This window comes from Endothiovibrio diazotrophicus, assembly GCF_054657215.1.
In genome coordinates, this window is record NZ_BAAHXB010000054.1 from 1 (window position 1) to 25351 (window position 25351).

20 protein-coding genes and 1 pseudogene are annotated in these 25351 nt (G+C 64.3%); 10 read left to right on the forward strand and 11 right to left on the reverse strand.

Annotated features, from left to right (window positions below; all coding sequences use genetic code 11):
• The 5 genes from ACYQ2W_RS14045 to ACYQ2W_RS14065 all read left to right on the forward strand — a co-directional run.
• Window positions 1–1644, forward strand: a 1644-nt coding sequence (locus tag ACYQ2W_RS14045; RefSeq protein WP_459868229.1) for a putative bifunctional diguanylate cyclase/phosphodiesterase, incomplete at its 5' end; no start/stop codon positions are given.
• Between the two features lie 528 nt (window positions 1645–2172).
• Window positions 2173–3918, forward strand: a complete 1746-nt coding sequence (locus ACYQ2W_RS14050; RefSeq protein ID WP_459868232.1) for a thiamine pyrophosphate-binding protein — start codon at window positions 2173–2175, stop codon at window positions 3916–3918.
• Window positions 3919–3990: 72 nt separating this feature from the next.
• Window positions 3991–4797 carry a citrate synthase family protein gene (locus tag ACYQ2W_RS14055; protein WP_459868235.1) on the forward strand — a complete coding sequence of 269 codons (807 nt, stop codon included), beginning with the start codon at window positions 3991–3993 and terminating at the stop codon, window positions 4795–4797.
• A gap of 296 nt (window positions 4798–5093) precedes the next feature.
• Window positions 5094–5915 (forward strand): citrate synthase family protein, encoded by an 822-nt coding sequence (locus tag ACYQ2W_RS14060; RefSeq protein ID WP_459868238.1) that lies wholly within the window; start codon window positions 5094–5096, stop codon window positions 5913–5915.
• Between the two features lie 179 nt (window positions 5916–6094).
• On the forward strand, window positions 6095–8224 hold the full coding sequence (locus tag ACYQ2W_RS14065; RefSeq protein WP_459868241.1) for a TonB-dependent receptor plug domain-containing protein: 2130 nt from the start codon (window positions 6095–6097) through the stop codon (window positions 8222–8224).
• A gap of 215 nt (window positions 8225–8439) precedes the next feature.
• On the opposite strand, the gene ACYQ2W_RS14070 is transcribed toward ACYQ2W_RS14065, so the two are convergent.
• Window positions 8440–8868 (reverse strand): hypothetical protein, encoded by a 429-nt coding sequence (locus ACYQ2W_RS14070; protein WP_459868244.1) that lies wholly within the window; start codon window positions 8866–8868, stop codon window positions 8440–8442.
• Between the two features lie 513 nt (window positions 8869–9381).
• Between ACYQ2W_RS14070 and ACYQ2W_RS14075 the strand changes: the two genes are divergently transcribed.
• The 3 genes and pseudogenes from ACYQ2W_RS14075 to ACYQ2W_RS14085 all read left to right on the forward strand — a co-directional run bounded on the left by ACYQ2W_RS14075 (window position 9382) and on the right by ACYQ2W_RS14085 (window position 10893).
• Window positions 9382–10077: a hypothetical protein gene (locus tag ACYQ2W_RS14075; protein WP_459868247.1), complete on the forward strand. Its 696-nt coding sequence runs from the start codon at window positions 9382–9384 to the stop codon at window positions 10075–10077.
• A gap of 176 nt (window positions 10078–10253) precedes the next feature.
• Window positions 10254–10463, forward strand: a pseudogene (locus ACYQ2W_RS14080) (TonB-dependent receptor domain-containing protein); the annotation flags it as partial.
• A gap of 7 nt (window positions 10464–10470) precedes the next feature.
• Window positions 10471–10893, forward strand: a complete 423-nt coding sequence (locus tag ACYQ2W_RS14085) for a TonB-dependent receptor domain-containing protein (protein ID WP_459868311.1) — start codon at window positions 10471–10473, stop codon at window positions 10891–10893.
• Between the two features lie 10 nt (window positions 10894–10903).
• On the opposite strand, the gene ACYQ2W_RS14090 is transcribed toward ACYQ2W_RS14085, so the two are convergent.
• From ACYQ2W_RS14090 to ACYQ2W_RS14115, 6 genes are all read right to left on the reverse strand, one after another.
• Window positions 10904–11803, reverse strand: a complete 900-nt coding sequence (locus ACYQ2W_RS14090; protein WP_459868314.1) for a HAMP domain-containing sensor histidine kinase — start codon at window positions 11801–11803, stop codon at window positions 10904–10906.
• Window positions 11688–12464 carry a hypothetical protein gene (locus ACYQ2W_RS14095; RefSeq protein ID WP_459868250.1) on the reverse strand — a complete coding sequence of 259 codons (777 nt, stop codon included), beginning with the start codon at window positions 12462–12464 and terminating at the stop codon, window positions 11688–11690. Before ACYQ2W_RS14095 ends, ACYQ2W_RS14090 begins: the two co-directional genes overlap by 116 nt.
• Before the next feature lie 16 nt (window positions 12465–12480).
• Window positions 12481–13356: an ABC transporter substrate-binding protein gene (locus tag ACYQ2W_RS14100; RefSeq protein ID WP_459868253.1), complete on the reverse strand. Its 876-nt coding sequence runs from the start codon at window positions 13354–13356 to the stop codon at window positions 12481–12483.
• A gap of 266 nt (window positions 13357–13622) precedes the next feature.
• Window positions 13623–15044 (reverse strand): PhoH family protein, encoded by a 1422-nt coding sequence (locus ACYQ2W_RS14105; protein ID WP_459868256.1) that lies wholly within the window; start codon window positions 15042–15044, stop codon window positions 13623–13625.
• A 49-nt stretch (window positions 15045–15093) separates the two neighbouring features.
• The gene (locus tag ACYQ2W_RS14110; protein WP_459868259.1) at window positions 15094–15561 is read right to left on the reverse strand and encodes a peroxiredoxin; all 468 of its coding nucleotides are present in this window, start codon (window positions 15559–15561) and stop codon (window positions 15094–15096) included.
• Window positions 15562–15803: 242 nt separating this feature from the next.
• The gene (locus tag ACYQ2W_RS14115) at window positions 15804–16352 is read right to left on the reverse strand and encodes a glycine cleavage system transcriptional repressor (protein WP_459868262.1); all 549 of its coding nucleotides are present in this window, start codon (window positions 16350–16352) and stop codon (window positions 15804–15806) included.
• Window positions 16353–16550: 198 nt separating this feature from the next.
• On the opposite strand from ACYQ2W_RS14115, the gene dapA reads away from it, so the two are divergent.
• Window positions 16551–17426, forward strand: coding sequence for a 4-hydroxy-tetrahydrodipicolinate synthase (dapA, locus tag ACYQ2W_RS14120; protein ID WP_459868265.1), 876 nt, complete (start codon window positions 16551–16553; stop codon window positions 17424–17426).
• Window positions 17427–17490: 64 nt separating this feature from the next.
• Window positions 17491–18627, forward strand: a complete 1137-nt coding sequence (gene bamC, locus ACYQ2W_RS14125) for an NlpB/DapX family lipoprotein (RefSeq protein WP_459868268.1) — start codon at window positions 17491–17493, stop codon at window positions 18625–18627.
• Between the two features lie 314 nt (window positions 18628–18941).
• Here the strand turns inward: bamC and ACYQ2W_RS14130 are convergent, their stop codons facing one another.
• The 4 genes from ACYQ2W_RS14130 to nhaD form a co-directional block, all read right to left on the reverse strand.
• Window positions 18942–19985 carry an NADP(H)-dependent aldo-keto reductase gene (locus ACYQ2W_RS14130; protein WP_459868271.1) on the reverse strand — a complete coding sequence of 348 codons (1044 nt, stop codon included), beginning with the start codon at window positions 19983–19985 and terminating at the stop codon, window positions 18942–18944.
• 100 nt (window positions 19986–20085) lie between these two features.
• The gene (locus ACYQ2W_RS14135; protein ID WP_459868274.1) at window positions 20086–20985 is read right to left on the reverse strand and encodes a phosphoribulokinase; all 900 of its coding nucleotides are present in this window, start codon (window positions 20983–20985) and stop codon (window positions 20086–20088) included.
• A 448-nt stretch (window positions 20986–21433) separates the two neighbouring features.
• Window positions 21434–23305 (reverse strand): SLC13 family permease, encoded by a 1872-nt coding sequence (locus tag ACYQ2W_RS14140; RefSeq protein ID WP_459868277.1) that lies wholly within the window; start codon window positions 23303–23305, stop codon window positions 21434–21436.
• 525 nt (window positions 23306–23830) lie between these two features.
• Complete coding sequence (nhaD, locus tag ACYQ2W_RS14145; RefSeq protein ID WP_459868280.1) at window positions 23831–25285, reverse strand: sodium:proton antiporter NhaD; 1455 nt, start codon at window positions 25283–25285, stop codon at window positions 23831–23833.
• Window positions 25286–25351: the final 66 nt, after the last annotated feature.

Sequence of the window (25351 nt, forward strand, 5' to 3'; positions counted from 1 at the left end):
GTGGCGCGTGCCCATCAGCACCTGCTCGATCACCTGGGGACGGTGGTCTTCGAGCTGGGGGCCGACGGGCGTCTGATCTTCATCAACCACGCCTGGGAGCGGCTGACCGGTTATCCGGCGGCGGAGGCTCAGGGGAGACCGCTGGCGGAGCTGTTCCATCCGGACGAGCGCGAGGCGTTCCGCGAAGCGGTGGGGGCGCTGCGCGGGACTGACGGCCATTGCGAGATGGAGCTGCGTCTGGTGACCCGCGATGGCGGCGTGGTGTGGTGCGCGTTGACCCTCGATGCGATGGCGGGGGTCGATCACGGTACCGGGATCTCCGGCCAGCTGATGGACGTCACCGAGCGCAAGCAGGCCCAGCAGCGGTTGGAGTATCTGGCGCTCCACGATCCGCTGACCGGCCTGCACAACCGCAACCATTTCAATGCCTCGCTGGCCCACCTGTCGGCCACCGCCGCCCGCGGGGCCGGCAACCACGCGCTGCTCTACCTGGATATCGATCACTTCAAGGTGGTCAATGACACCCTCGGCCACAAGAAGGGCGACATCCTGCTCAAGGAGCTCGCGGGGGTGGTGCTGGTGCGGATCCGCGATGCCGACATCTTCTGCCGCCTGAGCGGCGATGAGTTCACCCTGCTGCTGGCCAACACCCCGCTGGAGCAGGCGCGCAAGGTGGCCGAGGAGCTGAGGGCCACGGTCCAGGGGTATCGCTTCACCTACAATCAGCGGGACTTCGAGCTGACCGCCAGTATCGGCTTGGCCGAGATCGACGGTCGCCACGCCAGCCCCGAGGAGTATTTCATCGAGGCCGACAAGGCGCTGTTCGTGGCCAAGAGCCGCGGGCGCAACATGGTCCACGTGTTCGACCCCGACGATCGGGAGACCGACGATCTCTCCTCCAGCATCGACTGGGTCCGGCGGTTGCGCGAGGCGATCGCCGCGGGGCGGATCGACCTCCACCTGCAACCGATTCTGCACGTGGCCAGCGGTCGGGTGGAGCACTACGAGGCGTTGGTGAGGCTCTCGCTGGAGGATGGGTCGACCGTGCCCCCGGGGGTCTTCATCCCGGCGCTGGAACGGGCCGGTGAGATCGCGGCGCTGGACCATTGGGTGATTACCCGGGCGATATCGATGCTCGCCGAACATCCCGCCCTGGGGCGGATGGCGGTCAACCTGTCGGCCCACGCCTTCCGCGATGAGCGGATCCTGCCCCTGGTGGAGGAGGAGCTGGCGGTGCGCCGGGTCGCCCCGCAGCGGCTGATCTTCGAGATCACCGAGACCGCCAGTCTGGCCAACATGAACCTTGCCGAGCGGATGATCCAGCGGCTACGTGCCCTCGGCTGCGGCTTCGCACTCGACGATTTCGGCACCGGCTTCAGCACCTTCGCCTATCTCAAGCAACTGCCGGCCGACTTCCTCAAGGTCGATGGCAGCTTCATCCGCAACATCCATCGGGACGAGGCCGATCGGGCCCTGGTCCGCTCCATCAATGAAGTGGCCCACGCCCTCGGCAAACAGACGGTGGCGGAGTTTGTGGAGGAGCAGGAGTGCCTGGAGGTGTTGCGGGAGCTGGGCGTGGATTACGCCCAGGGGTACGGCATCGGCAGGCCGCAGCCCCTTTCCGAGCTTCCCGGATTGAGTTGAGATGATGGGGCCGCGGCGCAACGTCGCGGTCGGGTGGGCAGGTTCCGCTTCTCCGAGGGGGGCCATCAACCACCAACCTCCGTGTCAGTCACCCACTTCCTTCTGTAACCCCCCCTTCGCTGGCTGGGAGTGGTCCCCCCCTGCCGGTTTTTCGCCTCGCACGCCGGTCTCTTCCTGCACGGCTTCCGCCCGTCGTTACGTCGCCCCGTCACAAATGGGCGTTGCGGCACGTTGACAGGATATCAAACCGTCGTTTGGTGTAATTTTCGATGTCACACCCCGCCTTTCCTCCCCTCCTCCCTGTGGGACGCCGTCGGGAGGGCGAAATCGGAAGAAAAGTTGTGATCCAATGCTTGGGACATTAGCGAAATTTGATGATAATCTATAAGACTAGGACTACGGGTCTGTACGAAATTAGCTAGTTAATTTTGTGCGAATTTCTGGTAGCGTTGTTCGTGTTATACGAAATATTGACTGGCCAGGGATCTATATTCAGTACGGACTCCAGGATGGAAAGAGGTGATCACGTTGGGAAGCGATAACGCGCGGGTAATCAAGCACGACTTCAGACCGCCGATGACCGTGGCCGCTCTGATGGTCGACTATCTGCAACAACTGGGAGTGGAGTACGTGTTCGGTGTCCCGGGCGGGGCGATCGAACCTTTTTACGATGCGCTGGCCGACAGTGCAGAGCGGGGCGGTCCGCGGCCGGTGATCGCTCGCCACGAGGCGGGCGCAGCCTTTATGGCCGACGGCTACGCCCGGGAGACCGGTCGGCTCGGCGTCTGTTGTGGCACGACCGGGCCCGGTACCACCAACCTGGTCACCGGCGTGGCCGGGGCCAACGTGGCCCACGTACCGCTGCTGGCGATCAGTGCCCAGAGCCAGCTCAGCCGCTTCGGCTCCGCCGCGTTTCAGGAGTCGGCCTGCGAGACGGTCAATACCGTCGGCATCCTTCAGCACTGCACCCGTTACAGCCAGCTCATCTCCCATCCGGCCCAATTGGAAGGCAAGTTCGTCAAGGCGGCGCTCAACGCCCTGCGTTTCCCGCGGGGGGCGGTCCACCTCAGCGTTCCCACCGACATCTTTCGTGAGCCGGTGCCCCCCGAGGTGGTGGGGATGGACATCTCGCGGCTGGCCCGGCCGCGGCCGATGTGGGACGAGATGGGAACGGAGCGCCTCTACCAGCGGCTGCGCGAGGCGCGCAACCCGGTGGTGGTGGTAGGGGCCGGCTGTTGGGGCGCCTCCTACGAGGTGGCGGAGTTCGCCGAACGGGTCGATGCGCTGATTGTCGCCACCCCCCAGGGCAAGGGGTGGATCGACCCCTACAATTCCCGTTTCCGCGGCGTGATCGGCTTTGCCGGCCACGATACCGCCAACCGCGCGCTGGTCGATCCGCAGGTGGATCTGGTGCTGGTGGCGGGGGCTGATCTGGGGGAGTGGGAGACATGCGGTGGGGCGGGGGAGGTGCTGCGCAGCACCAAGGTGGTCCACGTCGACACGGTGCTCAGCAACTTCAGCCGCTCCCGCGGGGCCGCCCTGCACATCGAGGGGGACGTGGCGGCGATCTTTCGCGAGCTGCTCCACCGTTTTGCGCGGCCGAAGGGGTCGCGGCCGGTCGACGGCGCCCGCGGGCATCCTTTTTCGGAGACCCACGAGGGGCTGGTGGCGGAACATCGGCAGGATCCCGATGTCCCCGAACGGGTCGATCCGCAACGGCTGATGTGGACGCTCGCGCGCGTCCTGCCGGAGGAGACGGTGTTCCACGCCGACACCGGCTGCAGCTTCGTCTGGGCGACCCATGACCTCCATCCCCGCGGCGTCGGTCGCTGCCGGGTGGAGATGAGCTTCGGTGCCATGGGGTGGGCGATCGGCAGTGCGGTGGGCGGTGCCATGGGGCTGCGCGGTCGGCCGGTGGTCTGCATCACCGGCGACGGCAGCCTGTTGATGAACGGTCAGGAGATCACCACCGCGCTGATGGAGGAGCTGCCGGTGATCTTTGTGGTGCTCAACGATGGTGCGCTCGGCATGGTGCGTCACGGCCAGCGGCTGCGCGGCGCCCGCGACGTCGGCAACCTCCTGCCGCCGGTGGATTTCAAGGCGTTCGCCGAGGCGATGGGGGTGGAGGCCTTCACCGTGCGCAGTCTCGCGGAGTTGGAGCGCCTCGATTTCGAGCGTCTCGGCTGCAAGCGGGGGCCGACGCTGCTCGATGTCCATATCGACCCCGAAAAGGTGCCGCCGATGGGGGCGCGCGTAGAATCCCTCGGCACCTGACCGCTCCTGTTCGGCTCTTTTTCGCCGTGGCGAAGGGGCCGGTCGTATTGCAAAGGATTGGACGAAATCCCGATGAGTGATAAGCCAGACACCATCCGAAGCCGCATCTGGAGTGAAGAGGCGGAGCCGGACAATCCATTCGCCGCGAGGGTCTGCCGTTGTGCCGGCTACGACGTCTATGGCGATCTGCTCGGCAAGGCCTCCTGGGCCGAGTATTGGCTGCTGATGTTCACCGGCGAACGCCCTGCGCAGTGGTGCGCCCGGTTGCTCGAGGACCTGGCGGTCGCCCTTGCCGACCCCGGCCCCCGGGACCACTCCGTCCGCGCGGCGATGAATGGTGGGCTTGGGGGTTCCCATAGCGCCGCCTCATTGATTGCCGCGCTCGGTATCGGCGCCGGTCAGCTGGGAGGCGCTCGTGATGTCTACAATGCGATGAAATTGTGGGCGAGTCGTGGTCGCGATCTCGCCGCTTGGCGCGCGGCGTTGTCCGCTCCGGTGGAGGCCGGGCGGATCGATGCCTGGCGTCCCAGCGAGCATCCGCCGGGGTTCGATCCTTACGGGGCATCCTGCGCGCTGCCGGTGTTGCAGACCCTCACGCACCTTTGCTCGCTGTCGCGAGGCGGGGCGTTGGAGTGGCTGGCGGCCAATCGCGAGTTGCTGGAACAGGCGGCGGGTCGGCCGCTGGCCATGAGTGGCGTGGCCGCGGCGGCATTTCTCGATCTGGGGCTGGATGAGGATCGGGCGGAAATGCTCTACCTGATCCTTCGCCTGCCCGGAGCGGCCGTCCATGCCCTGGAGCAGCGTCGCTACGGTTGGCAGAACTACCCGTTCTGGCTTGATGGCCTGGAGTTGAGCAACGACCCCGGACCGCGCCGCTAGTGCACTGCCCCGCAATTAATGGCCCTTTCAGCGCCCCCCAGAGACGCCAGGACAAGGCGCGGCGCGCAGGCAATGGCGAGTCCTTGGCAAGCGCCGCAACGCCGGCCTGGCGTCTCTGGGGGGCGCCCTGCGGGCGAGCCGCCAAGCGGCCATCCGCCGCGTTGCGGTCTCTTGAGGCAGGGCGGCTGCCCCGGCGAGCCCGCGCCTTGCGGCTGACCGCTTGGCGACTCGCTGAAAGGGCCATTAATTGCGGGGCAGTACACTAGCGGGCGAAGGAGGGCGTGTTGGAGGGAGATATGAAGGATAAAGTGGATACGCTGCGCCAATACGAGGGGCGTTGGCGCACGGACATGGGCAAATGGTTTCCCGGAGAGCGTGTGGTGCTGCGCGGTCGGGACCTGCTTCACGACCTGCGCGATATGCGCTGGATGGAGTTGCTGTTGTTCGGGATTACCGGGCGGCATTTCTCAGCGGAGCAGATTCGCCTGTTTGAAGGGATCTGGAGCCTCTCGGTGAGTTATCCCGATCCGCGGATCTGGCCCAACCGGATCGCGGCCCTGGCGGCCACTGCGCGCAGTACGGCGACGCTGGGGGTCAGTTCGGCATTGGCGATTTCAGAGGGAGAGCTGTTTGGCCACCGCTCCAATATCCGTACGATCGATTTTCTGATCCGTGCTCGACAGGAGGTGGACGCGGGAACGGATCTCGACCGCTTGGTGCGGGGTGAGTTGAAGCGGCACCGGTGGATACCCGGTTTCGGGCGCCCGATCGTGCGCACCGACGAGCGGATCGGGCCGCTGATGGAGTTCGCCCGGGATCTCGGCTTCGGTGATGGTCCCCATACCGCATTGGCCTTTCGGATCGAAGAGATTCTCAAACAGCGCCGCTATCCGATGCGCATGAACATCGGGGCGCTGGACGCCGCCTTGGCCGCCGATCAGGGGCTTTCCTCCGAGGAGTATCACCGCTACTTCATGCTCAGTTTTTCCGCCGGCATGGTGCCTTGCTTCATCGACGCGGATCGCAAGCCGGAAGGGGCCTTTTTTCCCCTGCGTTGCGCTTCTCTGGTCTATGAAGGGGAATCTGCGGAGCGGCGATGGGGTGAAGAGGAAGGGTGATATGGGCGCCGCCACGTTGTAGGATATTTCCTTCACAGGGCGGTTGATTTCTCCCTAGGAAAGAGATCTGACGCGGATGGTGGTGGTTGGTTCGCCGGCCTGATTGACAAGAACGTTTCATAGCGCCACGATAGGCCAGCGGGATGTCAACAAATGTATAAAATGGCGAGCCAATTCTGATGTTGCGTCGAAAAATTGCGCTTTCCGCCTCCCTCTGTTTCATCGGATCGACACAGGGTGTGCTGGCGGCCGAGCAGCTTCCGGATTCGACCGTACTGGAGTCCCTTTACGGCGGTGGTGAAATTATCAGCATTGCCACCGGCACCAGCAAGCCGCTGCCGAAGGCGCCGGCGGTGGCGACGGTCATCACGGCCAAGACCATCGCCGACATGGGGGCTACCGACCTGGATGAGGTGTTGGAGACCATCCCGGGTTTTCACGTGGCACGGGATACCTTCTTCTATAATCCCATCTACACCGTTCGTGGTATCTACTCCCAGTTCAATCCCCAGGTGTTGATGCTCGTCAACGGCATCCCGATCACCAACCTGTTCCAGGGAAATCGCAATTTCGTTTGGGGAGGCATGCCGGTCCAGGCGATTTCACGCATTGAGGCGATTCGCGGCCCCGGCTCCGCCGTCTATGGTGCCGACGCGTTTGCCGGCGTTGTCAACATCATCACCAAGACGGCCGATGAGATCGACGGTACCGAGGTCGGGGCGCGCCTGGGCAGTTTTGGGCGTCGCGAGAGTTGGCTGCTCCACGGCCAGCAGGTGGGCGGGTGGGATGTCGCCGTGATGGTGGAGGCGGGGACCACCGACGGCCAGAGCGAGACGGTCGCCTCGGACAAGCAGACCGCGCGGGATGGCTTCATCTCGTCGCTCGACCCCACCTACCAACCCGCTTCCCTGGCCCCGGGCTCCCTCAATCTGGGGCGGGACAACATGGATCTTCGCGTCGATGCGTCTCGGGACAATTGGCGCGTTCGTGCCGGCTACCAGGGACGCCGGAATGTGGAGAGCGGCCTCGGTGCTGGCTCGCTGGACCCGGTGGGGCAGTACAGCAGCGACCGTTTCAACGCCGATCTCACCTGGCATGACCCCCATTTCAGCGAGCATTGGGACGTGACCGGGCAGCTGAGTTACTTCCAGACGAGTCAGGAGTTCGAGAACCCGCTGGTGCTCATACCGCCGGGGATGGACTTTTCCCTGTTGGGTGGCGAGTACATGCCCGATGGCGTGATCGGTGGCCCCGAGGTGTTCGAGAAACACACCCGTTTTTCGTTGCACGGCTTCTACAGCGGGATCGACCGTCATCTGCTCCGCCTCGGGGTGGGGTATTACTACGGCGATCTCTACGATGTGAAGGAGTACCGTAATTTCCTCACCACTCCCAGCGGCGTGCCCATCAACTATCCTGGCGGGTCGATCTACTGGCAGGACCTTCCTTCCGTATTCATTCCGGAGCGGGATCGGAAGATCTACCATGTGACGGCACAGGACGAGTGGGCCTTTGCCCGCGACTGGGAGTTCACCGTCGGCGCCCGCTACGATCACTACTCCGATTTCGGCAGCACGATAAATCCGCGTCTGGCGCTGGTTTGGCAGACCGATTACGACCTCTCCACCAAACTTCTCTACGGGCGCGCCTTCCGCGCCCCATCGTTCTCGGAACTCTACAACCGGAACAATCCGGTTGATCTGGGCAATCCCGGCCTGCAGCCTGAAACCATCGATACCCTGGAGCTGGCCTGGGACTACCACCCGCTGGAGGATTGGCGGGGGGCGCTGAGTCTCTTCACCTACCGGATGAAGGACATCATCCAACTGGTGCCCGATGCCGCGCAGGCCACGTCGTCCACTTACCAGAATGCCGGTGGCAAGAAGGGGTACGGGTTGGAGCTGGAGGCGGAATGGAAGGTCAGTCCCGCGTTTACGCTGGTCGGCAACTACGCGTACCAGCACACCGTTGACGAGATGAGCGATACCGACGCCGGAAATGCTCCGGAGCACCAGGCCTATCTGCGGGGCGATTGGCGTATCGCGCCGCAGTGGCTGCTCGATACCCAACTCAATTGGGTGGGAGAACGGAAGCGTCCGGTGGGCGATACCCGCCCGAATGCGGATGACTATGCCTTGGTGGATCTTACCTTGCGGTATGGTGATTCGGCGGACCGTTGGGGGGCTGCGTTCTCGGTTCGCAACCTCTTCGACACTCAAGCCACGGAGCCGGGTCCCTCGGACATTCCCGGCGACCTGCCGTTGGCTGGGCGCAGTGTATATGCGGAGGTTCGGTACCGCTTCGATTGAACGGCTACGGTGTAGGAGATCGCGACGAGGGCCGGCACTATGCCGGCCTTCTCTTTTTTTCGGGGGGGGGGGGGCGGAAGAAATATTGCCCCGAAATCGTGTTGGATCGTGGTCCGTTTTCGCGGCGTGCCAGCCCGGCTTGCAACCCTTGCCGCAACGTCGAGGGCGGGCCACGAGACAAGCGAGTTGCGGGTAATGTGTTCTTTCCCGCGTCCCTAATGGGCGAATGCGCTGGCATCGTCGTCGGGTGAGAATGGCGGCAGGCCTTCGAGTAGCGGTGTGATCTCGACCCCGAGGTAGGCGGAGGCCGCCTCGTCCGAGGAGAAGACCTCCGCCTCGTGCACCTCTCCGGTGTGTCTCCCGTAGATCATGGAGAGGGCAGTTGCCTTGGTGTCCTCGACCAGAATCGCCCAGCGGCCGAAGATCAGTTGGTGGTGGGTGATGTATTCGCCGATGCGTGCCATGTCATCCCGTTCCAGCAGCAGCTTGGCTTGGCGCATGTCGGTTACTCCGTCGAGCTTGCTGGAAAAGTCCCTGTTCTCGGCGATCTCTTCGTACCAGTGGATCAGGTCGTCGTAGGTCACTTCTCCGCGGAAGCGTACGGTCATCACGCCGATTGTTTTGTTGATTTGGTATTCGATCATTGAAGATACCTTTGGTTGAGGCATACGGCGGAAAGGTTCATCTTCCTGATGGCGATAGGGTGAAGGCGACTTGCTGGTTGGATGATGCCGCCGTCCTGGAACAGACGCTCGACGTCGCCCTGTTCGAGGCTGCGCGATTGGCTCTCAGCGTACAAGAATTTCCGCTCGTTGGCTGGAGCTTTCCGGGTAGGCCCTCCTTTCATCGGCCTTTACGTCTTGCCTATCGGGTCCCACGGGAATCGCCCTCCCCCTTGGTTGATACGGCATCTCCTGCTACGTAAGATCCGCCTTGGGAAAGCTGCGCATCCATTCGTGATACGCGGTACCAAATGTCGTGGATTTGGCATTGGTCACTCCAAAGATCGGAGTGGTGGGACGTCGAACCCACGGCGAATCAAAACCAAGGAGAAAATAATGGAAAAGTGGTTTCTGGGTCTGACGGGGCTCGTGTTGTCGACGGCCGTGATGGCCGGTGGTTGGCAAGAGCCGGACCCTTTCGATAAAAGCATACTGATGGTTGGGGCGAGCCTGGACAATGGCAACACCCCCATCAACGGTGTCCTGGGGGGGATCAAGGTGGGTTTCGGCTCCTACCAGGATCTGGGCACCACCCTTGCCCACGCCCTGATCCTTACCAAGGGGCGCGGCTACGTGGTCAACGAGGCTGAGGCCGGGGCGACCACCTTCGCCCGCGCCGATCGCGGCTGGTCCAGCTACCTTGAGCAGTACGACCGCGCAAAGCAGCGGGTGTACGACTTCACCATCGGGGAACTGAATGCCCAATATGTCTATATCGGTATCTCCAACGACTGCCTCCATTCGGGCAACGCCGAGGTCGACCTGATCCAGGCCGCGCCCTGCACCGTAGCCGAGATCGACGCGACGGTGGCACGACTGGTGGAAGTGGGCCAGGCGGCCATCGACGACGGACTGACGCCGGTCTATCCAAAGTATCCCGCCTTCGAGTCGCTCGACCTGGTCGCCATGGGCCAGGCGAACGGTTTTATTTGGACGATCGACCAGGGGAGCTACGAGTACCTGTCCGCAAGCTACTTGAGCGCGGTTTCCGGACTCTCGGACGTGGTGATCACTGACCCTTGGAGAGGGGAAAGCACCATCGACGGCATCCATCCCGACGCCGACTCCGCCAGGAAAGGGGGGATGCGGGTCGCCCTGGACTTGATCAGAGACGCTGCGAGACGTCACTAAGCGCCTAACCTGGAAAGGGGCCGCACGGCCCCTTTTCTCATGGTCGACGACTTGCACTGTCCGGTTCGCGCCCTCATGATCCTGAGCTTGACCGGCGGCACGTTTCCGTGTGTCATCGTTGAGCTGCACAAGGAGGAGGCCCCCTCGGGGGGGGGGCGACCACCGATACCTCGGCGGTCTGGATTCCCGAGATCGATCGCAGGAACCTCTTCTTGGTGCTCCAGGATGAAAGGGCCGTCGCCCCGGATTGGCAGTTCACCGTCGGCGTGCGTTACGACGACTATTCCGACTTCGGTTCCACCATCAACCCCCGCCTCTCGCTGGTCTGGGCGACCGATTACGACCTCTCCACCAAGCTGCTCTACGGTCGCGCCTTCCGTGCGCCCTCCTTAGCTGGAGGGGAAATGGCGCGCCAGCGACGCCCTCACCCTGAGCGGCAACTACGCCTACCAGGCGTCCACCGACGAGGTTACCGGCCAGGATCCCGGCTACGCACCCAATCATCAGGTCTACCTGCGCGCCGACTGGGCGATCGATTCACGCTGGTCACTCAACACCCAGCTCAGCTGGATTGGTGAGCGCCCCCGGGCTGCAGGCGACAGTCGGGAGCCGCTCGACGGCTACACCGTGGTCGATCTCTCCCTCCGCCAGCAGGACGCGCGCAACCGCTGGGAGGTCGCCCTGACCGTGAACAATCTCTTCGACGAGGGTGCGCGGGAGCCGAGCCTGAGCGCCTACGATGGCACCGTGTCGATCCCCAACGACCAGCCCAGGCCGGGGCGCCAGCTCTCCGTAGCGTTCCAGTACCGCTTCTGACGGCAGGCTCTTACCGCTCGATAGGGATCTCAACGGTAAAGGTGGAGCCCTCGCCGGGGATGCTGTCGACGGTGATGTCGCCATCCATCAGGCGGGCCAGTTGACGGGTGATGGCCAGTCCCAGGCCGGTTCCTTCGAAGCTGCGCGTGGTGCTGCCGTCGGCTTGGCGGAACTCCTCGAAGATCGCGTCCAGCAACTCCGGCTCGATGCCGATGCCGCTGTCCTTGACCTCAATGATCAATCGGCCCTCCGCACGGCGAGCGCTAACGTCCACTTCTCCATGCTCGGTAAACTTTGCGGCGTTGCTCAGCAGGTTGAGCAGGATCTGGGTCAGCTTGCCTTGGTCGATCCGTAGCGGTTCTCCCAATCCCTCCTTGTGCAGCCGGCAGCGGTTGCCGTTCTGACGTATCAGCGGCATGACGGTGTCCACCGCCTGTTCGACCAGCGCCTCCAGGTTGGCAATCTCGAGTTTGAGATCCATTCGCCCCGCCTCGATCTTCGCCATGTCCAGGATATTGTTGATCATCGACAACAGGCGACGGGCGTTGTTGGTGATCGCGGTGAGGTCGGCCACCTCGTCGTCGTATTGGCCGCTGATCTCCAGCGATTCGCTGACCAGGCCGGAAAAGCCGATGATCGCCTGTAGCGGGGTGCGCAGTTCGTGGCTCATGTTGGCGAGGAACTCCGACTTGTGGCGGCTGGCGGCGAGCGCCGCGTCGCGGGCCTGGACCAGCTCCTGGGTGCGCAGGGTGACCTGGGTCTCCAGCGTCTCGTTGTGGCGCCGCAGTTGCCGGTCACGTTCCTCCAGGGCCTCCATCATCTCGTTGTAGACCCGTGCCATGCGGCCGATCTCCTTCGGCCCGCGGACCTTCACCTGGACGTGCTTGTGGTGCTCCTCCACCCGCTGCATCGCGTCGGAGAGTTCGTTGAGTGGGCGCATCAAACGGCGCAGCAGGAGGTGCAGGGCGCCCACCAGCAGCAGGGCGATGACCAAGGGCGGTGGCCAGGTTGTTGGCGAGTACCGCACGCTCCATGTCCCGCAGAGACGCCTTGCCCATCTCCACGTGGACGTGGCCCAGCAGTTCGGCGCGCCCGCCGGCGCTGCCGCCGTAGAGCGCCTCCTCGCCATTTTCCCCGCCCTGGTCGTGGGTGAACACCGGGGCGAAGAAGTGCCAGGCGTCGGCGGTGTCGCGCACCGCGCTGGAGTTGGGGTTGTCCAGTTCCAGGGTCGGGAAGGGGGTGGCGCTGCCGTGGCCGATCTCCAGCAGGACCTTGCGGTCGCGGTCGAGGATGCGGACGTTGCGCACGTCCGGGAAGGCGAGGGTGGAGGCGGCGAAGTCGCGGGCGTTCTCGCCGCTGCCGTAGAGCAGGGCGAGAACGCTTTGGCGGGCGAGGGTGGCGGTGATCCGCTCACCCTGGGCGATCATCCGCTCCTGGGCCTGGCGGTTGGTGAGCCAGGCGTTGGTCAACGAGGCCGCCAGCGCCAGCACCAGCATACCGAGGGTCAGGGTGGTAAGCAGTTGGGTGCGGAAGCTCGCTTCGCTGGAGAGGAGGCTGGTGAACCGTTTCATCGGACCTCATGGCCTCTCAGCGGGTCGGGAATACGAGTGCGAACTCGTGGCGCAGCGAATTGGAGAAGTGCAGACCCAGGTGGTTGGCGGTGCGGATGTTGACGGCCAGCTTGACGTCGCTGAGCGGTTCCATGGTGACTCCACCGTTGGTGCGACGCAGTCGTTTGACCATCTGTGCCAATCGTTTGCCGAGCGCGTCATGGTCGGGGAAGAGGGAGAATAGCGCCCCTTTCTGGGCGTGGCTCGGCTTGCTGGAGAAGACGGTGAAGCGCTGGTTCCAGGCGGCCTGCAGGACCAGTGGCAACACCACCTTGTCGTAGACCGTGGTGGCGTCTACCGGCAGCCAGACGGCATCCTGTTCGTCCAGCGGCTGGTCGATCAGAGCGCGGTAGCGGGAGACCGCATCGCGCAGCGACTCGACCGGGTAGGCGTCGAAGCGCAGGCCGAAGCGGTTGGCTGCCTGGCGTGCCAGCGCGATCAGCCAATCGTTGTACTTGGGGTCGTAGACCACATGCACCCGGCGGACCTCGGGGGCGAGGCGCTTGAGTTCCCGGAACAGCGGTTCCGGATCCACCGCCAGACTGACGCCGGGGACGCTGTTGGGGGGGATGAAAAAGGCGCCGCTGACGGTGGCTATGCCGGGGGGGAGGGTGCCGGCCTGGGCGATGTGGTAACCCTCCGGGCCGAGGGCGATGACGCCGTTGATGCCCTTTGCCGTCAGGGTGCCGGAAAGCTCCTGTGGATCGCTCTCGTCGGTGATCGGGATCCGTTCCGCATGGCCGCCGGCCTCCTCTTCCGCGCCCTTGATGATGGTGTCGAAGATCTCCCGGTAGGGGCCGGCGGAGTCGGGGTAGAGAACCGCCAGACGCAGCGTTTCGGCCCGTGGCGCCATCGGCAACAGGACGAGCAGAATCAGCAGGTTGAGGAGGACTGCCCTAAGGGGCCATCCGTCGCCTGCTGTCGGGTATCTGCCGCGTTGGCTGGGAGATCTCTTCACCGTTCCTGGAGCCTGCGCATGGAGCGCCGGAATATCTCTTGTAAATTCAGTTGGCAGGGTCGAGATGTCGGAATCTCTCGGAGACTCCGCGAAACGACCATTCTGCCTGTGGGCGGAATGGCCGTAAATGGTCAAAGGCTTACGGTCATGTAAGATATGGCTTACAGCGTCTCCGCGGCGAAGTCGGCGAGTCTGGAGCGCTCTCCGCGGCGTAGCGTGATGTGTCCGCTGTGGTTCCACTCCTTGAAACGGTCGACCACATAGGTGAGGCCCGAGGTGGTCTCGGTCAGGTAGGGGGTATCGATCTGGCCGACGTTGCCGATGCAGACCACCTTGCTGCCGGGGCCTGCGCGGGTGACCAGGGTCTTCATCTGCTTGGCCGTCAGGTTCTGTGCCTCGTCGATGATCAGGTAGCGACTGAGAAAGGTGCGGCCACGCATGAAATTGAGCGAGCGCACCTTGATCCGGTTGCGCACCAGGTCGTTGGTTGCCTGGCGCCCCCAGTCTCCTCCCTCCTCGGATTGTGTAAGCACCTCCAGATTGTCCATCAGTGCGCCCATCCAGGGGGCCATCTTCTCCTCTTCGGTGCCCGGGAGGAAACCGATGTCCTCACCCACCGGGACGGTGGCGCGGGTCATCACGATCTCCCGGAAACGCTTCTCGTCGAGGGTCTGCTGGAGGCCTGCGGCGAGCGCCAGCAGGGTCTTGCCGGTGCCGGCGGTGCCGAGTAGGGTGACGAAGTCGATCTCCGGATCCATCAGCAGATTGAGGGCGAAATTCTGCTCGCGGTTGCGTGCGTTGATCCCCCAGATGCTGCGGTGTTGGGAGGTGTAGTCGTTGATCAGCTCGACCACCGCCCCGTCCCCGTCGCGGGAGCGGACGATCGCCTCGAACGGCTCGCCCTCGGTGGTGCTGTAGAGGAACTGGTTGAGGTGCCATTGGGCGGCATCGGGACCGGTGATGCGGTAGAAGGTACGCCCCTCCTCGCTCCACGAGTCCACCGATTTGACGTGTTTCTCCCAGAAACCCGCGGGCAGCTCCGAGGCGCCCTGGAACAGCAGGTTGACGTCGTCCAAAACCTGATCGTTGAAGTAGTCCTCGGCGGGGATGCCGAGTACCGCTGCCTTGATGCGCAGGTTGATGTCCTTGGAAACCAGCGTGACGTGGATATCGGTGCGGCCGTTCTGCAGGGCCAGGGCGGTGGCCAGGATGGAGTTGTCGGCGGTGGTGCCGGGCAGGCTCTTGGGCAGGTCGAGCGTGTGCTCGCGGGTTTGGAAAAAGAGTCGGCCGGCCCCCTTCTCCTGCCCCTGGGTAACGTAGGAGGGACGCGGCAGTTCCAGCCCCTGATCGATCTCTCCCTCGCCCTTGTCACTCATCAGCTCATCGAGAAAGCGGCTTACCTGGCGGACGTTGCGGGCCACCTCGGAGACGCCCTTCTTGCCGCGGTCCAACTCTTCGAGCACCACCATCGGCAGGTAGATGTCGTGCTCCTCGAAACGGAACAGGGCGGTGGGGTCGTGCATCAATACGTTGGTATCGAGTACGAACAGTCGCTTTTTGTCGTGATGTTTCTTTTTGACCATGAGTCGTTTTTCCTCTGGGACAGCCCTGGTTTCCGACGGGCGATCGGGGTCACAGCGCTTTGAGTGCCGCCAGCACGGCCTCGGCGTGGCCGTCCACCTTGACCTTGCGCCACTCGGCGCGCAGGACACCCTCCTCATCGATTAGAAAGGTGCTGCGCTCGATACCCATCACCTTCTTACCGTAAAGCGTCTTCTCCTTGATGACGTCGAAGAGGGTGCACAGCGCCTCCTCCTTGTCGGAGAGAAGATCGAAGGGGAACTCCTGCTTCGCCTTGAAGTTTTCATGAGACTTGAGGCCGTCGCGGGAGACGCCGAGGATCACTGCGCCGGCACGTTCGAATTTTCCGTGGAGGTCGCGGAAGGCCTGCCCCTCCTTGGTGCAGCCAGGGGTGGAATCCTTGGGGTAGAAATAGAGGACGACGCGTCTACCGCGCAACTCGGAGAGTCTGATGCTTTGGTCGCCGGTGGCAGGTAGCTCGAATTCGGGGACCGCTTGGCCGATCGCCACTTCACTCATGGAAAGGCTCCTTGCTATCGAATGGATGATTCTGGATCGGAATCGGAGGAGACGAAGAGGGGGGAGGTTTCGCTCGCCACGGGAACGATGCCGATAAAGGTGCGGCAGGAGGGGAGCGACGGGGGAGGCTCAAGGCCAAGACGTTTTCTGTCGGTGCGGGCGGTGTGGCACGGACGAGGTCGTTCCCCGAAGGGGGGCGGGAGAGCCGGATGGCTGCTGCGCCGCTCACCGTTTGTGGCCGCTCAGCCTTTGATCGGTTCGATGATGGCGTCGAGGTTGAGTTCGTCGCAAAAGACCATGAACTCCTCGCGCAGTACCGCGATATGCACCTCCGCCGGGATGTCGACGGTCATGTTGACGGCGAACATCGGTGTGCCGGTGTGGGCGGCGGCGTAGCTGGTGGTGTTGAGATCGTGGATGGTGATGCCGCGGGTGGAGAAGAAGTTGGCGAGGCGGTAGACGATGCCGGGGTGGTCGATGGAGATCACCTCCACCGTATAGGGCAGCGCCATGCGGCTCTCCTGGCGCAGTTCGGTGCGCTTGGCGGCGATGGTCATCGACAGCCGCTCCTGGAGCTTGGGCAGTTGCCCCTCCAGCTTGGCCAGATTGTTCCAATTGCCGGAGACCAGCAGGAGGATGGCGAAGTCGCCGCCGAGTACCGTCATCCGGCTGTCGACGATGTTGCAGCCGCTGTTGAAGATCGCCAGCGAGAGATCGTTGACCAGGCCGGGGCGGTCCTCGCCGAGGGCCGAGATGACCAGATGGCTCTGTTTGGTGGCTCCGTTGTTCATAGCGCTCGCGTTCAGGACTAGGGTTTCGTGCAGTAATGAGAGTTGGGCCGCAGTGTACCACCTTTCCCGCCGCGCCGATCAAGGCGGGGCCCGTGCCGACCGCTGACATGGGCGGCGACGACTTGTCAGGGGTGGCGACGGCCAGTACCATTGCCGGATTCGCGGGTATCCACCCGGTCACGATTCAGCGGAGCAGGCATGTTTCACGGCAGTATGGTCGCGCTGGTGACGCCCATGGGCGCTGACGGCGCGGTCGATTTCGCGGCCCTCGACCGGTTGATCGAGTTTCACATCGAGAACGGCACCGACGCCATCGTTGCGGTAGGGACCACCGGCGAATCCTCGACGTTGGACGAGCGGGAGCACTGCGATGTGATTCGCAGGGTGGTCGGGCGGGTCGCCGGTCGTCGGCCGGTGATCGCCGGTACCGGCGCCAACTCCACCCGCGAGGCGATCGATCTCACCCGTTGCGCCATGGAGGCGGGTGCCGATGCCTGCCTGCTGGTCACCCCGTATTACAACAAGCCGACTCAGGAGGGGCTCTACCTCCACCACAAGGCGGTGGCCGAGGCGGTGCCGATTCCCCAGATCCTCTACAACGTGCCGGGGCGTACCGCCTGCGACATGCTCCCCGAGACCGTGCAGCGCCTCGCCGCCGTCTCGAACATCGTAGGGATCAAGGAGGCCACCGGCAATCTCGACCGCGCCCGCGACATCCTTGCACGCTGTGGCGATGCGATCGATCTCTACAGCGGCGACGACGCCACCGCCATGGAGCTCATGCTGGCCGGCGGCAAGGGGGTGATCTCGGTTACCTCCAACGTGGCGCCACGGCTGATGCACGAAATGTGTGCCGCCGCGACGGTCGGCGATCGCGCCGCTGCCGAAGCGGTCAACGCCAAACTGGCGAAACTCCATGATCGTCTGTTCCTGGAGGCCAATCCGATCCCGGTGAAGTGGGCGGTGGCCGAGATGGGGCTGATCCCCACCGGTATCCGTCTACCTCTGACCTGGTTTTCCGAACGGCACCACGAATCGCTGCGCGAGGCGATGCGCGAGGCCGGGGTGCTGTAGCCGGCGCTCCCTCGAGTCACTCTCGCCCCTTTATCCAGGGCGATCCAACAAGAACCGACGCCCCATGTCCGTTGAAATCACCGTACCGCGCCTGATCGTTCTCGCCCCCGCCCTGCTGCTTGCCGCCTGCGGCTCCATGCCGAAGGTCGACGAGATGGTTACCGACCGCCAGGTCGAGTACAAGCAGTCCCGCGAGGGGGCGCCGCTGGAGGTGCCCCCGGATCTCACCTCCAGCACCCTCGACGACACCATGCAGGTGCCGGACATCAATCCGGCCTCCACCGCCACCTACTCCGCCTACAGCGGTGAACGCAGCGGTGCCCGTGTGCTGCGCGACGAGTCGGTGCTGCCCAAGGCGGACAATGTGCGGGTGGAGCGCGCCGGCGACAAGCGCTGGCTGGTGATCCAGGGCACGCCGGACCAGGTGTGGCCGAAGATGCGCGAGTTCTGGCTCTCCAACGGCTGGTTGATCAAGATGGAGGACCCGCGGATCGGCGTGTTGGAGACCGACTGGGCGGAGAATCGCGCCGACATCCCGCAGGACGCGATCCGCGGATTCCTCAGCAAGATGGTCGATTCCCTCTACTCCGCCGGGAGCCGCGACAAGTACCGGGTCCGCCTCGAACGGGGTAGCCAGCCGGGTACCACCGAACTCTATTTGACCCACCGTGGTGCAGAGGAGGTGGTGGAGGGGGAGACCACCGTCTGGCAGGCACGGGCCAACGACCCTGAGTTGGAGGCCGAAATGCTCGGTCGGATGATGGTCTATTTCGGGGTGGATCGGGGAGAGGCGCGTAACCAGTTGGCGCGTCAGGCGCCGCGGGCCACCCGCGCCCGGATGATGCGCGCCCCCGACGGCTCCTCGGCGTTGGGGCTCGAAGAGGGCTTCGATCGCGCCTGGCGGCGCACCGGCGTGGCGCTCGATCGGGTCGGCTTTACCGTTGAGGATCGCAATCGGGCGCTGGGGGTCTACTTCGTTCGCTATAACGACCCGTTGCGCGAGGAGGCGGAGAAGGAGGGGTGGCTCTCCAAGCTCGCCTTCTGGAAGAGTGACGAGGTGGATGAGGCGAAGACCTACCAGGTCGCCATCAAGGGCGATGGCGAGCGCAGCCGGATTCTCGTCCTGGACGGCGACGGCAACCCCGACGGCGGCTCCACGGCGAAGCGGATCCTGACGCTGCTGTATGAACAGCTGAAGTAGTGCTGACGAGCGGCGGGGCCCTGCGGGGCCCCGTTTCGTTTTCAGGCTTCAGGCGAAAACGTCGCGCGGCGCTCGACGTTTTCGCCTTTATGGTTTTTGGGTGCCGGGAGTCCTTTCCGACGGCTCCGTTCCGTTCGATGGGCGGCGGCGCGAGGTTTGTCGGGAGTGCCCTCGTTTGCGTCGCCGCAGTAGCGGCGACCTACGCTCCGTCGGACGAAGTGCCGATGTGTGAGGACGGATTTGGGAAAGGAAGAAGCGTTTCAGAAAGGGTTGACGTGGATTCGACCCTGGCATCAACCTGGCGCCTACCCCCCCTACGGGCAGGGATAGGTGTACCGCGAATGGATCGCCTCGATTGCCTCCAGTACCTCTTCCGTCAGCTCCAGGTCGACGCTGGCGATGTTGCCCTCCAACTGTTCCACGGTGGTGGCGCCGATGATGTTGGCGGTGACGAACGGGCGCGAGTTGACGTAGGCCAGGGCCATCTGTGCCGGGTCGAGGCCGTGCTCCCGTGCCAGCGTGACATAGGCGGAAGTGGCCGTTACGCCTTGCTCGTTGCTGTAGCGGGTGTAGTCCGGGAACAGGGTGATGCGCGCCCCGGCCGGCATCTCGCCGCCCAGGTACTTCCCGGAGAGGACGCCGAAGGCCAGCGGCGAGTAGGCGAGCAGACCCACCCCCTCTCGATGGGCGATCTCCGCGCCGGCCACCTCGAAGCTGCGGTTGAGCAGGGAGTAGGGGTTCTGAATGGAGACAATCCGCTCCAGCCCCAGCCGCTCGGCCGCGGCGAGGTAGCGCATGGTGCCCCACGGGCTCTCGTTGGAGATGCCGATATGCCCCACCTTGCCCTCGCGCACCAGCTCGGTGAGCGCATCCAGGGTCTCGTCGATCGGTGTGGACGGGGTCTCGTCCTCCGCCGGCAGGTAGCCGAGCCGACCGAAGTAGTTGGTGGGACGTTCCGGCCAGTGGACCTGGTAGAGGTCGATATGGTCGGTGCCGAGGCGCCGTAGCGAGCCCTCCACCGCGATACGGATATTGGAGCGGTCGAGGATTGCCGCGCCGTCGCGGATATGGGGCACCCAACTGGTGGGGCCGGCCACCTTGCTTGCCAGTACGATCTTCCCGCGGCTTCCCCGTGCCTTCATCCAGCGGCCGATGATCTCCTCGGTGGCCCCGTAGGTCTGCGCCTTCGGCGGGATGGCATAGAGTTCCGCGGTGTCGAAGAAGTTGACCCCCTGCTCGATGGCGTAGTCCATCTGGGCAAACGCCTCTTCCTGCGAGTTCTGCTCACCGAAGGTCATGGTGCCGAGGCAGATCAGGCTGACGTCGATGTCGGTACGGCCGAGTTTGCGGTATTTCATGGGGCGTCTCTCCTGGAGGAGCGTTCGAGGCGGGAAGCCGAAAACGAAAAAGGCCCGGCGCAAGCCGGGCCCTTTCCAACTCAATTACAAGAAAAATGCCTCAAGCATTTTTCTTGTCGTCGATCATTTTCTCGATGATCGGCTGGAGCACCACCTCCATGGCGAAGCCCATCTTGCCGCCGGGCACCACGATGGTGTTGGGGCGCGACATGAAGGAGTCGTGGACCATGGAGAGAATGTAGGGGAAGTCGACGGCGAACTTCTTCGGGTCGCGGAAGCGGATCACCACGAAGGACTCGTCCGGGGTGGGGATGTCGCGGGCGATGAAGGGGTTGGAGGTGTCGACCGTGGGCACGCGCTGGAAGTTGATGTCGGTACGCGAGAACTGCGGGGTGATGTAGTTCACGTAGTCGGGCATGCGGCGCAGGATGGTGTCGACGATTGCCTCGGCGGAGTAGCCGCGCTGGGCGTTGTCGCGGAAGATCTTCTGGATCCACTCCAGGTTGACGATCGGCACCACGCCGACGCCCAGGTCGACGTGTTCGGCGATGTCGGTGGCGTCGTCCTTGGCCAGGCCGTGGAGCCCTTCGTAGAAGAGCAGGTCGGTCTCCTCGGCGATCTCCTCCCACGGGGTGAACTGGCCGGCGGTGTAGCTGGTGCCGCCCAGGCGGGCGTTGTGCTCGGCCGCCTCGGCGTCGGAGTGGATGTAGTAGCGGCGGCTGCACTTGCCGCTTTCGCCGTAGGATTTGAAGGTTTCGGCGATCTTGTCGAAGTGGTTGGCCTCCGGGCCGAAGTGGCTGAAATGCTGGTTGCCACTCTCTTCGGCCTTGGCCATCGCCGCCTTGAATTCGGCGCGGTCGAGACTGTGGAAGCTGTCCCCCTCCACCACCAGCGGGTTGATGCCGTCGCGGCGGAAGATGTGCTCGAAGGCGACCTTGACGGTGGTGGTACCGGCACCGGAGGAACCGGTGACCGCGATTACGGGATGCTTTTTCGACATTGGTTCAATTCCTCCCAATCACAAAGCGGTAATTAAAAACAAAATCTAAAGAATTCGGATGCCCGCCGCGACGGGCTCGCTCGGGCACTGCCCCGGGGTGCGGGGCGGACGGGGCGGACGGCGCAAAACCGCGGCTCGCCGCCGTTTGGCGAAGAGACCGCATAGTATCCGACTTTCTTTCACGACTCCAGGGGAGGCGTCGCGGGATGGTTTTTACATCAAGCGGCTCTTGTTGCCCGGGCTTTCCCGATCGGGGAGATCGGGGTCGGGAAGGTGGTTGGGTGGGGCCGTTTGGTGTTGTTCGTTGCTGTGAAAGTACGCGGAAATGTGTGAGCGACCGTAGGGTGTGCCGAGGTACGAGGAGCGCCATGCTCAGGCCGGTGCGCCTCCTATCGTCGGCACACCCTGCCCGAGTTTCCGGATTGCACGGCCAAACGCCCCTCAGGCCTCAGTAAAAGAGGTTGAGGGCGACCAGGGTGACCACCAGGAAGAGCACGGTCATGATGCCGCCGGCGCGCAGGAAGTCGGCGACGCGGTAGCCGCCGGGACCGAGGATCAGGGCGTTGACCTGGTGGGTGGGGATGATGAAGGCGTTGGAGGTGGCCACGCCGACGGTCAGCGCGAACATCGCCGGATCGGCGCCGGAGCCCACCGCGATATTGACCGCCAGCGGCACCAGCAGCACGGTGGCGCCGACGTTGGACATCACCAGGGCGAAGGCGGTGGAGAGCAGCGCCACCGCCAGCTGCAGTCCCCAGGCGGGCACCCCGTCGAGCAGGTGCAGTCCCGCCTGGGCGATCCACGCGGCGGTGCCGCTGGACTCCATCGCCAGCCCCATGGGGATCAGGCCGGCGAGCAGGAAGACGGTACGCCAGCTCACCGACTGGTAGGCCTCGTCGACGTTGAGTACGCCGCTGAGGATCATGCCGAGGGCGCCGGTGAGCAGCGCGATCGGCAGCTTCACCAGCCCGGTGAGGGCGAGTCCCAGGGCGAGCACGAAGAAGAACACCGCGTGGCGCACCTTGTGGGGGCGGATCTCCTCCTCCTGGGGGTAGTCGGTGATGACCACGAAGTTGCGGTCGTCGGCCACCGTGGCGAGGTCTTTCCAGGTGGTGTGGACCAGCAGGGTATCGCCGGCCTCGAGGATGATCTCGGAGACCGCGCCGGGCACCGGGCGCAGGCTGCGGTAGGCACTCATCACGTTGAGGCCGTAGCTCTTGCGCATGTAGAGGTCGCCCAACTGGTGGCCGATCAGGAACGAGCCGGGCGGGATCAGCACCTCGGCGATACCGGAGCGGGTCGGGTTGAGGTGGGAGACGAAACGGTCCAGTTCCGCCAGTAGCACCAGCCCGTATTGCTCGGCGAAGTGGCGTACCTCTTCCTCCGGGCCGAGCACCGCGATCACCGAGTGGCCCTCGATCACCTCGTCGCGGCAAGGGGCGAGCTGCGCCCCGCCGGAGATCTCCAAGCCGAGGAAGATCGGCACCTCCGGCCGGTACTCCGCCTCGCCGACGGTGAGTCCCACCAGCGGACTGTCGTAGGGGATCTCCAGCTCGAAGATGTCACCCTCCACGTCGTAGAGATCGCGGAAGTAGTGCATGGTGCTTTCGGGATTCTCGTGGTGCTGGTCGGAGTGGCCGGCGGGGAGCACCAGATGGCCGAACAGCGCGAAGTAGAGGATGCCGGCGACCAGCAGTGAGAGGCCCACCGGGGTGACGTCGAACAACCCGAAATGGGCCATCTGCATCGAAGCGGGCAGCGATTGGTTGGAGACCTGGATCAGGTCGTTGAGCAGGATCAGCGGACTGGTGCCGATCATCGTCACCGTGCCACCGAGGATCGCGCAGAAGCCCAGCGGCATCAGCAGCCGGGAGAGCGGGATGCCGGTGCGCGCCGAGATCCGGCTCACCGCCGGCATCAGCAGGGCCGCCGCGCCGACGTTCTGCATGAAACTGGAGATGAAACCGACGGCCACCGCCACCAGCCCGCGCAGCTTCTTCTCCGAGCGACCGCCGATCTTCAGCAGGATGCCGGCGACCTGGTTCATCATGCCGGTCTTGTCGAGGCCGGCGCCGATGATCATCACCGCGATGACCGAGACCACCGCGTTGCTGGAGAAGCCGGAGAGGAGCTGCTTGTGGGTGAGCAGGGGTTCCATGTCGAGGTAGGGGGCGGCGGTGTCGGCCAAGCCGAGGGCTACCAGCACGCAGAGTGCGGTGACGTCGACGGAGACCGCTTCGGTGACGAAGAGGACGACGGCGGTGCCGAGGATGACCAGGACCCAGATCATCTCCGGGGTAAGGGCAATTGTCTCCGACATGGGCGGCTCCCTGAGGTGTATGGCTGCATGGGCCGTCCGGCGATGGCCGGCGGCACGTACTCCGTGTAGAGGGCTGATCGGGGTCTTTTGTGAGCGCTTCCTTCCACTGCCGTCGGTGCGTTGGGGGATTCGCCTGACGCCTCCGGGGCCCCTTCGGCAGCGGTGTCGCCGGCGGGACGTGGCGGCCGTTGGCCGCCTGAGGGTGTTCTCCATAATACCCGTCGGGCGTCTCTGGAATTGACGTCCAGGCGACAGTTTGCCGGGGTCGGAAGTGGTAACGGCCGGGGGCGATCGGGAGGATTTTTTTCCCGAAAAAGACACGGACCCGAGCCGGCACAGCCGGCTCGGGTCCGTGGAGAGGGGGGTATAGGATGTGCCGAGAGACGAGGCGCGCCGGCGACAGGTCAAAGGCGAAAAGTCAAAGGTAAGAGAGGAGAGCGGTTGTACCGATCCAGCTCGTTGCTTCCCGGCCAAGGTCGCCTTGGGGGCCGGATGGCGCCAAGCGAAGGCCCTTTGACCTGTGACCTAGAAGTGGGCGGCGTTGATCCAGAGGTGGGCGTAGATGCTGGCGGCATAGCCCAGGGCGATCGCCGGGGTCCATTTCAGGTGGCTGAAGAAGGTGTACATGCCGCGGGCCTGGCCCATCAGTGCGACCCCTGCGGCCGAGCCGATGGAGAGCAGCGAGCCGCCGACGCCGGCGGTGAGGGTCACCAGCAGCCACTGGCCGTGGGACATGTCGGGGTGCATGGTGAGCACCGCGAACATCACCGGGATGTTGTCGACGATCGCCGAGAGCAGGCCGACGGTGACGTTGGCGGGGGTGGCGCCCCAATCGAGGTACATCACCTGGGAGGCGAGGGAAAGGTAGCCGATGAAGCCGAGGCCGCCGACGCAGAGGATCACCCCGTAGAAGAACATCAGGGTGTCCCACTCGGCGCGCGCCAGCAGGTTGAAGATGTCGAAGTGCTCCGGCTCGCCGTTGCGCTGGACGATCTCTCCGGAGTCCAGCGGAACTTCATGGTCCGCCAATCCCTCGTAGGGCGCATCCTCCAGGTGGGCGCGCTTCTTCAACACGTAGCCGTAGAGCTTGAGCAGCGCCAGGCCGGTCATCATGCCGAGCACCGGCGGCATGTGCAGGAAGTTGTGGAAGCTCACGGCCATGACGATGGTGACCAGAAACAGTCCGATGACCACGAAGCCGCCCATCTTCACCGGGATTACCTCGTTGCTGGGGGCCGGCTTGACGTTGGGGACGGCGAAGTGCATCAGCGCCGCGGGTACCACGAAGTTGACGGTGGCGGGGATAAACAGGTCGAAGAACTCGTGGAAGTCGACCAGCCCCTTCTGCCACACCATCAGGGTGGTGATGTCGCCGAATGGGCTGAAGGCGCCGCCGGCATTGGCGGCGACCACGATATTGATGCAGGAGAGACCGACGAATTTGGCGTTGTCGGCACCCACCGCCAGGATCACCGCGCACATCAGCAGCGCGGTGGTCAGGTTGTCGGCCACCGGCGAGATGAAGAAGGCGAGGAGGCCGGTGAGCCAGAATAGCTGACGGAAGCCGAAGCCCTTGCGGATCAGCCAGGAGCGCAGCGCCTCGAAGACGTTGCGTTCGGCCATGGCGTTGATGTAGGTCATCGCCGCCAGCAGGAACAGGAACAGCTCGGCGAACTCGAGTAGATTGTGGCGTACCGCCTCCTCGGCGGCGTGGTTGAGACCGTGGTTGGCGTAGACCCAGGCGATCGAGCCCCAGATGATGCCGGCGGCGAGGATCACCGGTTTCGACTTGCGCAGGTGGGTGAACTCCTCGGCCATCACCAGCAGGTAGGAGACGGCGAAGATGGCCAGCGAGAGGTAGCCGACGGCGTGATGGGTCAGGTCGAGGTTCTTCTCACCGGCCATGCCGCTGGCGGAGGCGAGGATCGGAAAGAGGGCGAGCAGGCCGGCCCAGAAGGCGGCGGTCAGGTGTCTGTTCATGGGGGTTGGAGGGTCCAGGTTTGAGGTCCGAGGGCGCGCCGGGACGGAGTGGCGGCCGATTCGGCC

Excerpts from the sequence above, each read along its gene's own strand:
- ACYQ2W_RS14075 (WP_459868247.1), top strand. The coding sequence starts at position 9,382 with ATGGTTGGGGCGAGCCTGGACAATGGCAACACCCCCATCAACGGTGTC.
- ACYQ2W_RS14130 (WP_459868271.1), bottom strand. The coding sequence starts at position 19,985 with ATGAAATACCGCAAACTCGGCCGTACCGACATCGACGTCAGCCTGATC.
- nhaD (WP_459868280.1), bottom strand. The coding sequence starts at position 25,285 with ATGAACAGACACCTGACCGCCGCCTTCTGGGCCGGCCTGCTCGCCCTC.
- ACYQ2W_RS14095 (WP_459868250.1), bottom strand. The coding sequence starts at position 12,464 with ATGAAACGGTTCACCAGCCTCCTCTCCAGCGAAGCGAGCTTCCGCACC.
- ACYQ2W_RS14115 (WP_459868262.1), bottom strand. The coding sequence starts at position 16,352 with ATGAACAACGGAGCCACCAAACAGAGCCATCTGGTCATCTCGGCCCTC.
- ACYQ2W_RS14110 (WP_459868259.1), bottom strand. The coding sequence starts at position 15,561 with ATGAGTGAAGTGGCGATCGGCCAAGCGGTCCCCGAATTCGAGCTACCT.
- ACYQ2W_RS14055 (WP_459868235.1), top strand. The coding sequence starts at position 3,991 with ATGAGTGATAAGCCAGACACCATCCGAAGCCGCATCTGGAGTGAAGAG.
- ACYQ2W_RS14100 (WP_459868253.1), bottom strand. The coding sequence starts at position 13,356 with ATGGCGCCACGGGCCGAAACGCTGCGTCTGGCGGTTCTCTACCCCGAC.
- bamC (WP_459868268.1), top strand. The coding sequence starts at position 17,491 with ATGTCCGTTGAAATCACCGTACCGCGCCTGATCGTTCTCGCCCCCGCC.
- ACYQ2W_RS14060 (WP_459868238.1), top strand. The coding sequence starts at position 5,094 with ATGAAGGATAAAGTGGATACGCTGCGCCAATACGAGGGGCGTTGGCGC.
- ACYQ2W_RS14140 (WP_459868277.1), bottom strand. The coding sequence starts at position 23,305 with ATGTCGGAGACAATTGCCCTTACCCCGGAGATGATCTGGGTCCTGGTC.
- ACYQ2W_RS14090 (WP_459868314.1), bottom strand. The coding sequence starts at position 11,803 with ATGCAGCGGGTGGAGGAGCACCACAAGCACGTCCAGGTGAAGGTCCGC.
- ACYQ2W_RS14135 (WP_459868274.1), bottom strand. The coding sequence starts at position 20,985 with ATGTCGAAAAAGCATCCCGTAATCGCGGTCACCGGTTCCTCCGGTGCC.
- ACYQ2W_RS14105 (WP_459868256.1), bottom strand. The coding sequence starts at position 15,044 with ATGGTCAAAAAGAAACATCACGACAAAAAGCGACTGTTCGTACTCGAT.
- dapA (WP_459868265.1), top strand. The coding sequence starts at position 16,551 with ATGTTTCACGGCAGTATGGTCGCGCTGGTGACGCCCATGGGCGCTGAC.
- ACYQ2W_RS14065 (WP_459868241.1), top strand. The coding sequence starts at position 6,095 with ATGTTGCGTCGAAAAATTGCGCTTTCCGCCTCCCTCTGTTTCATCGGA.
- ACYQ2W_RS14070 (WP_459868244.1), bottom strand. The coding sequence starts at position 8,868 with ATGATCGAATACCAAATCAACAAAACAATCGGCGTGATGACCGTACGC.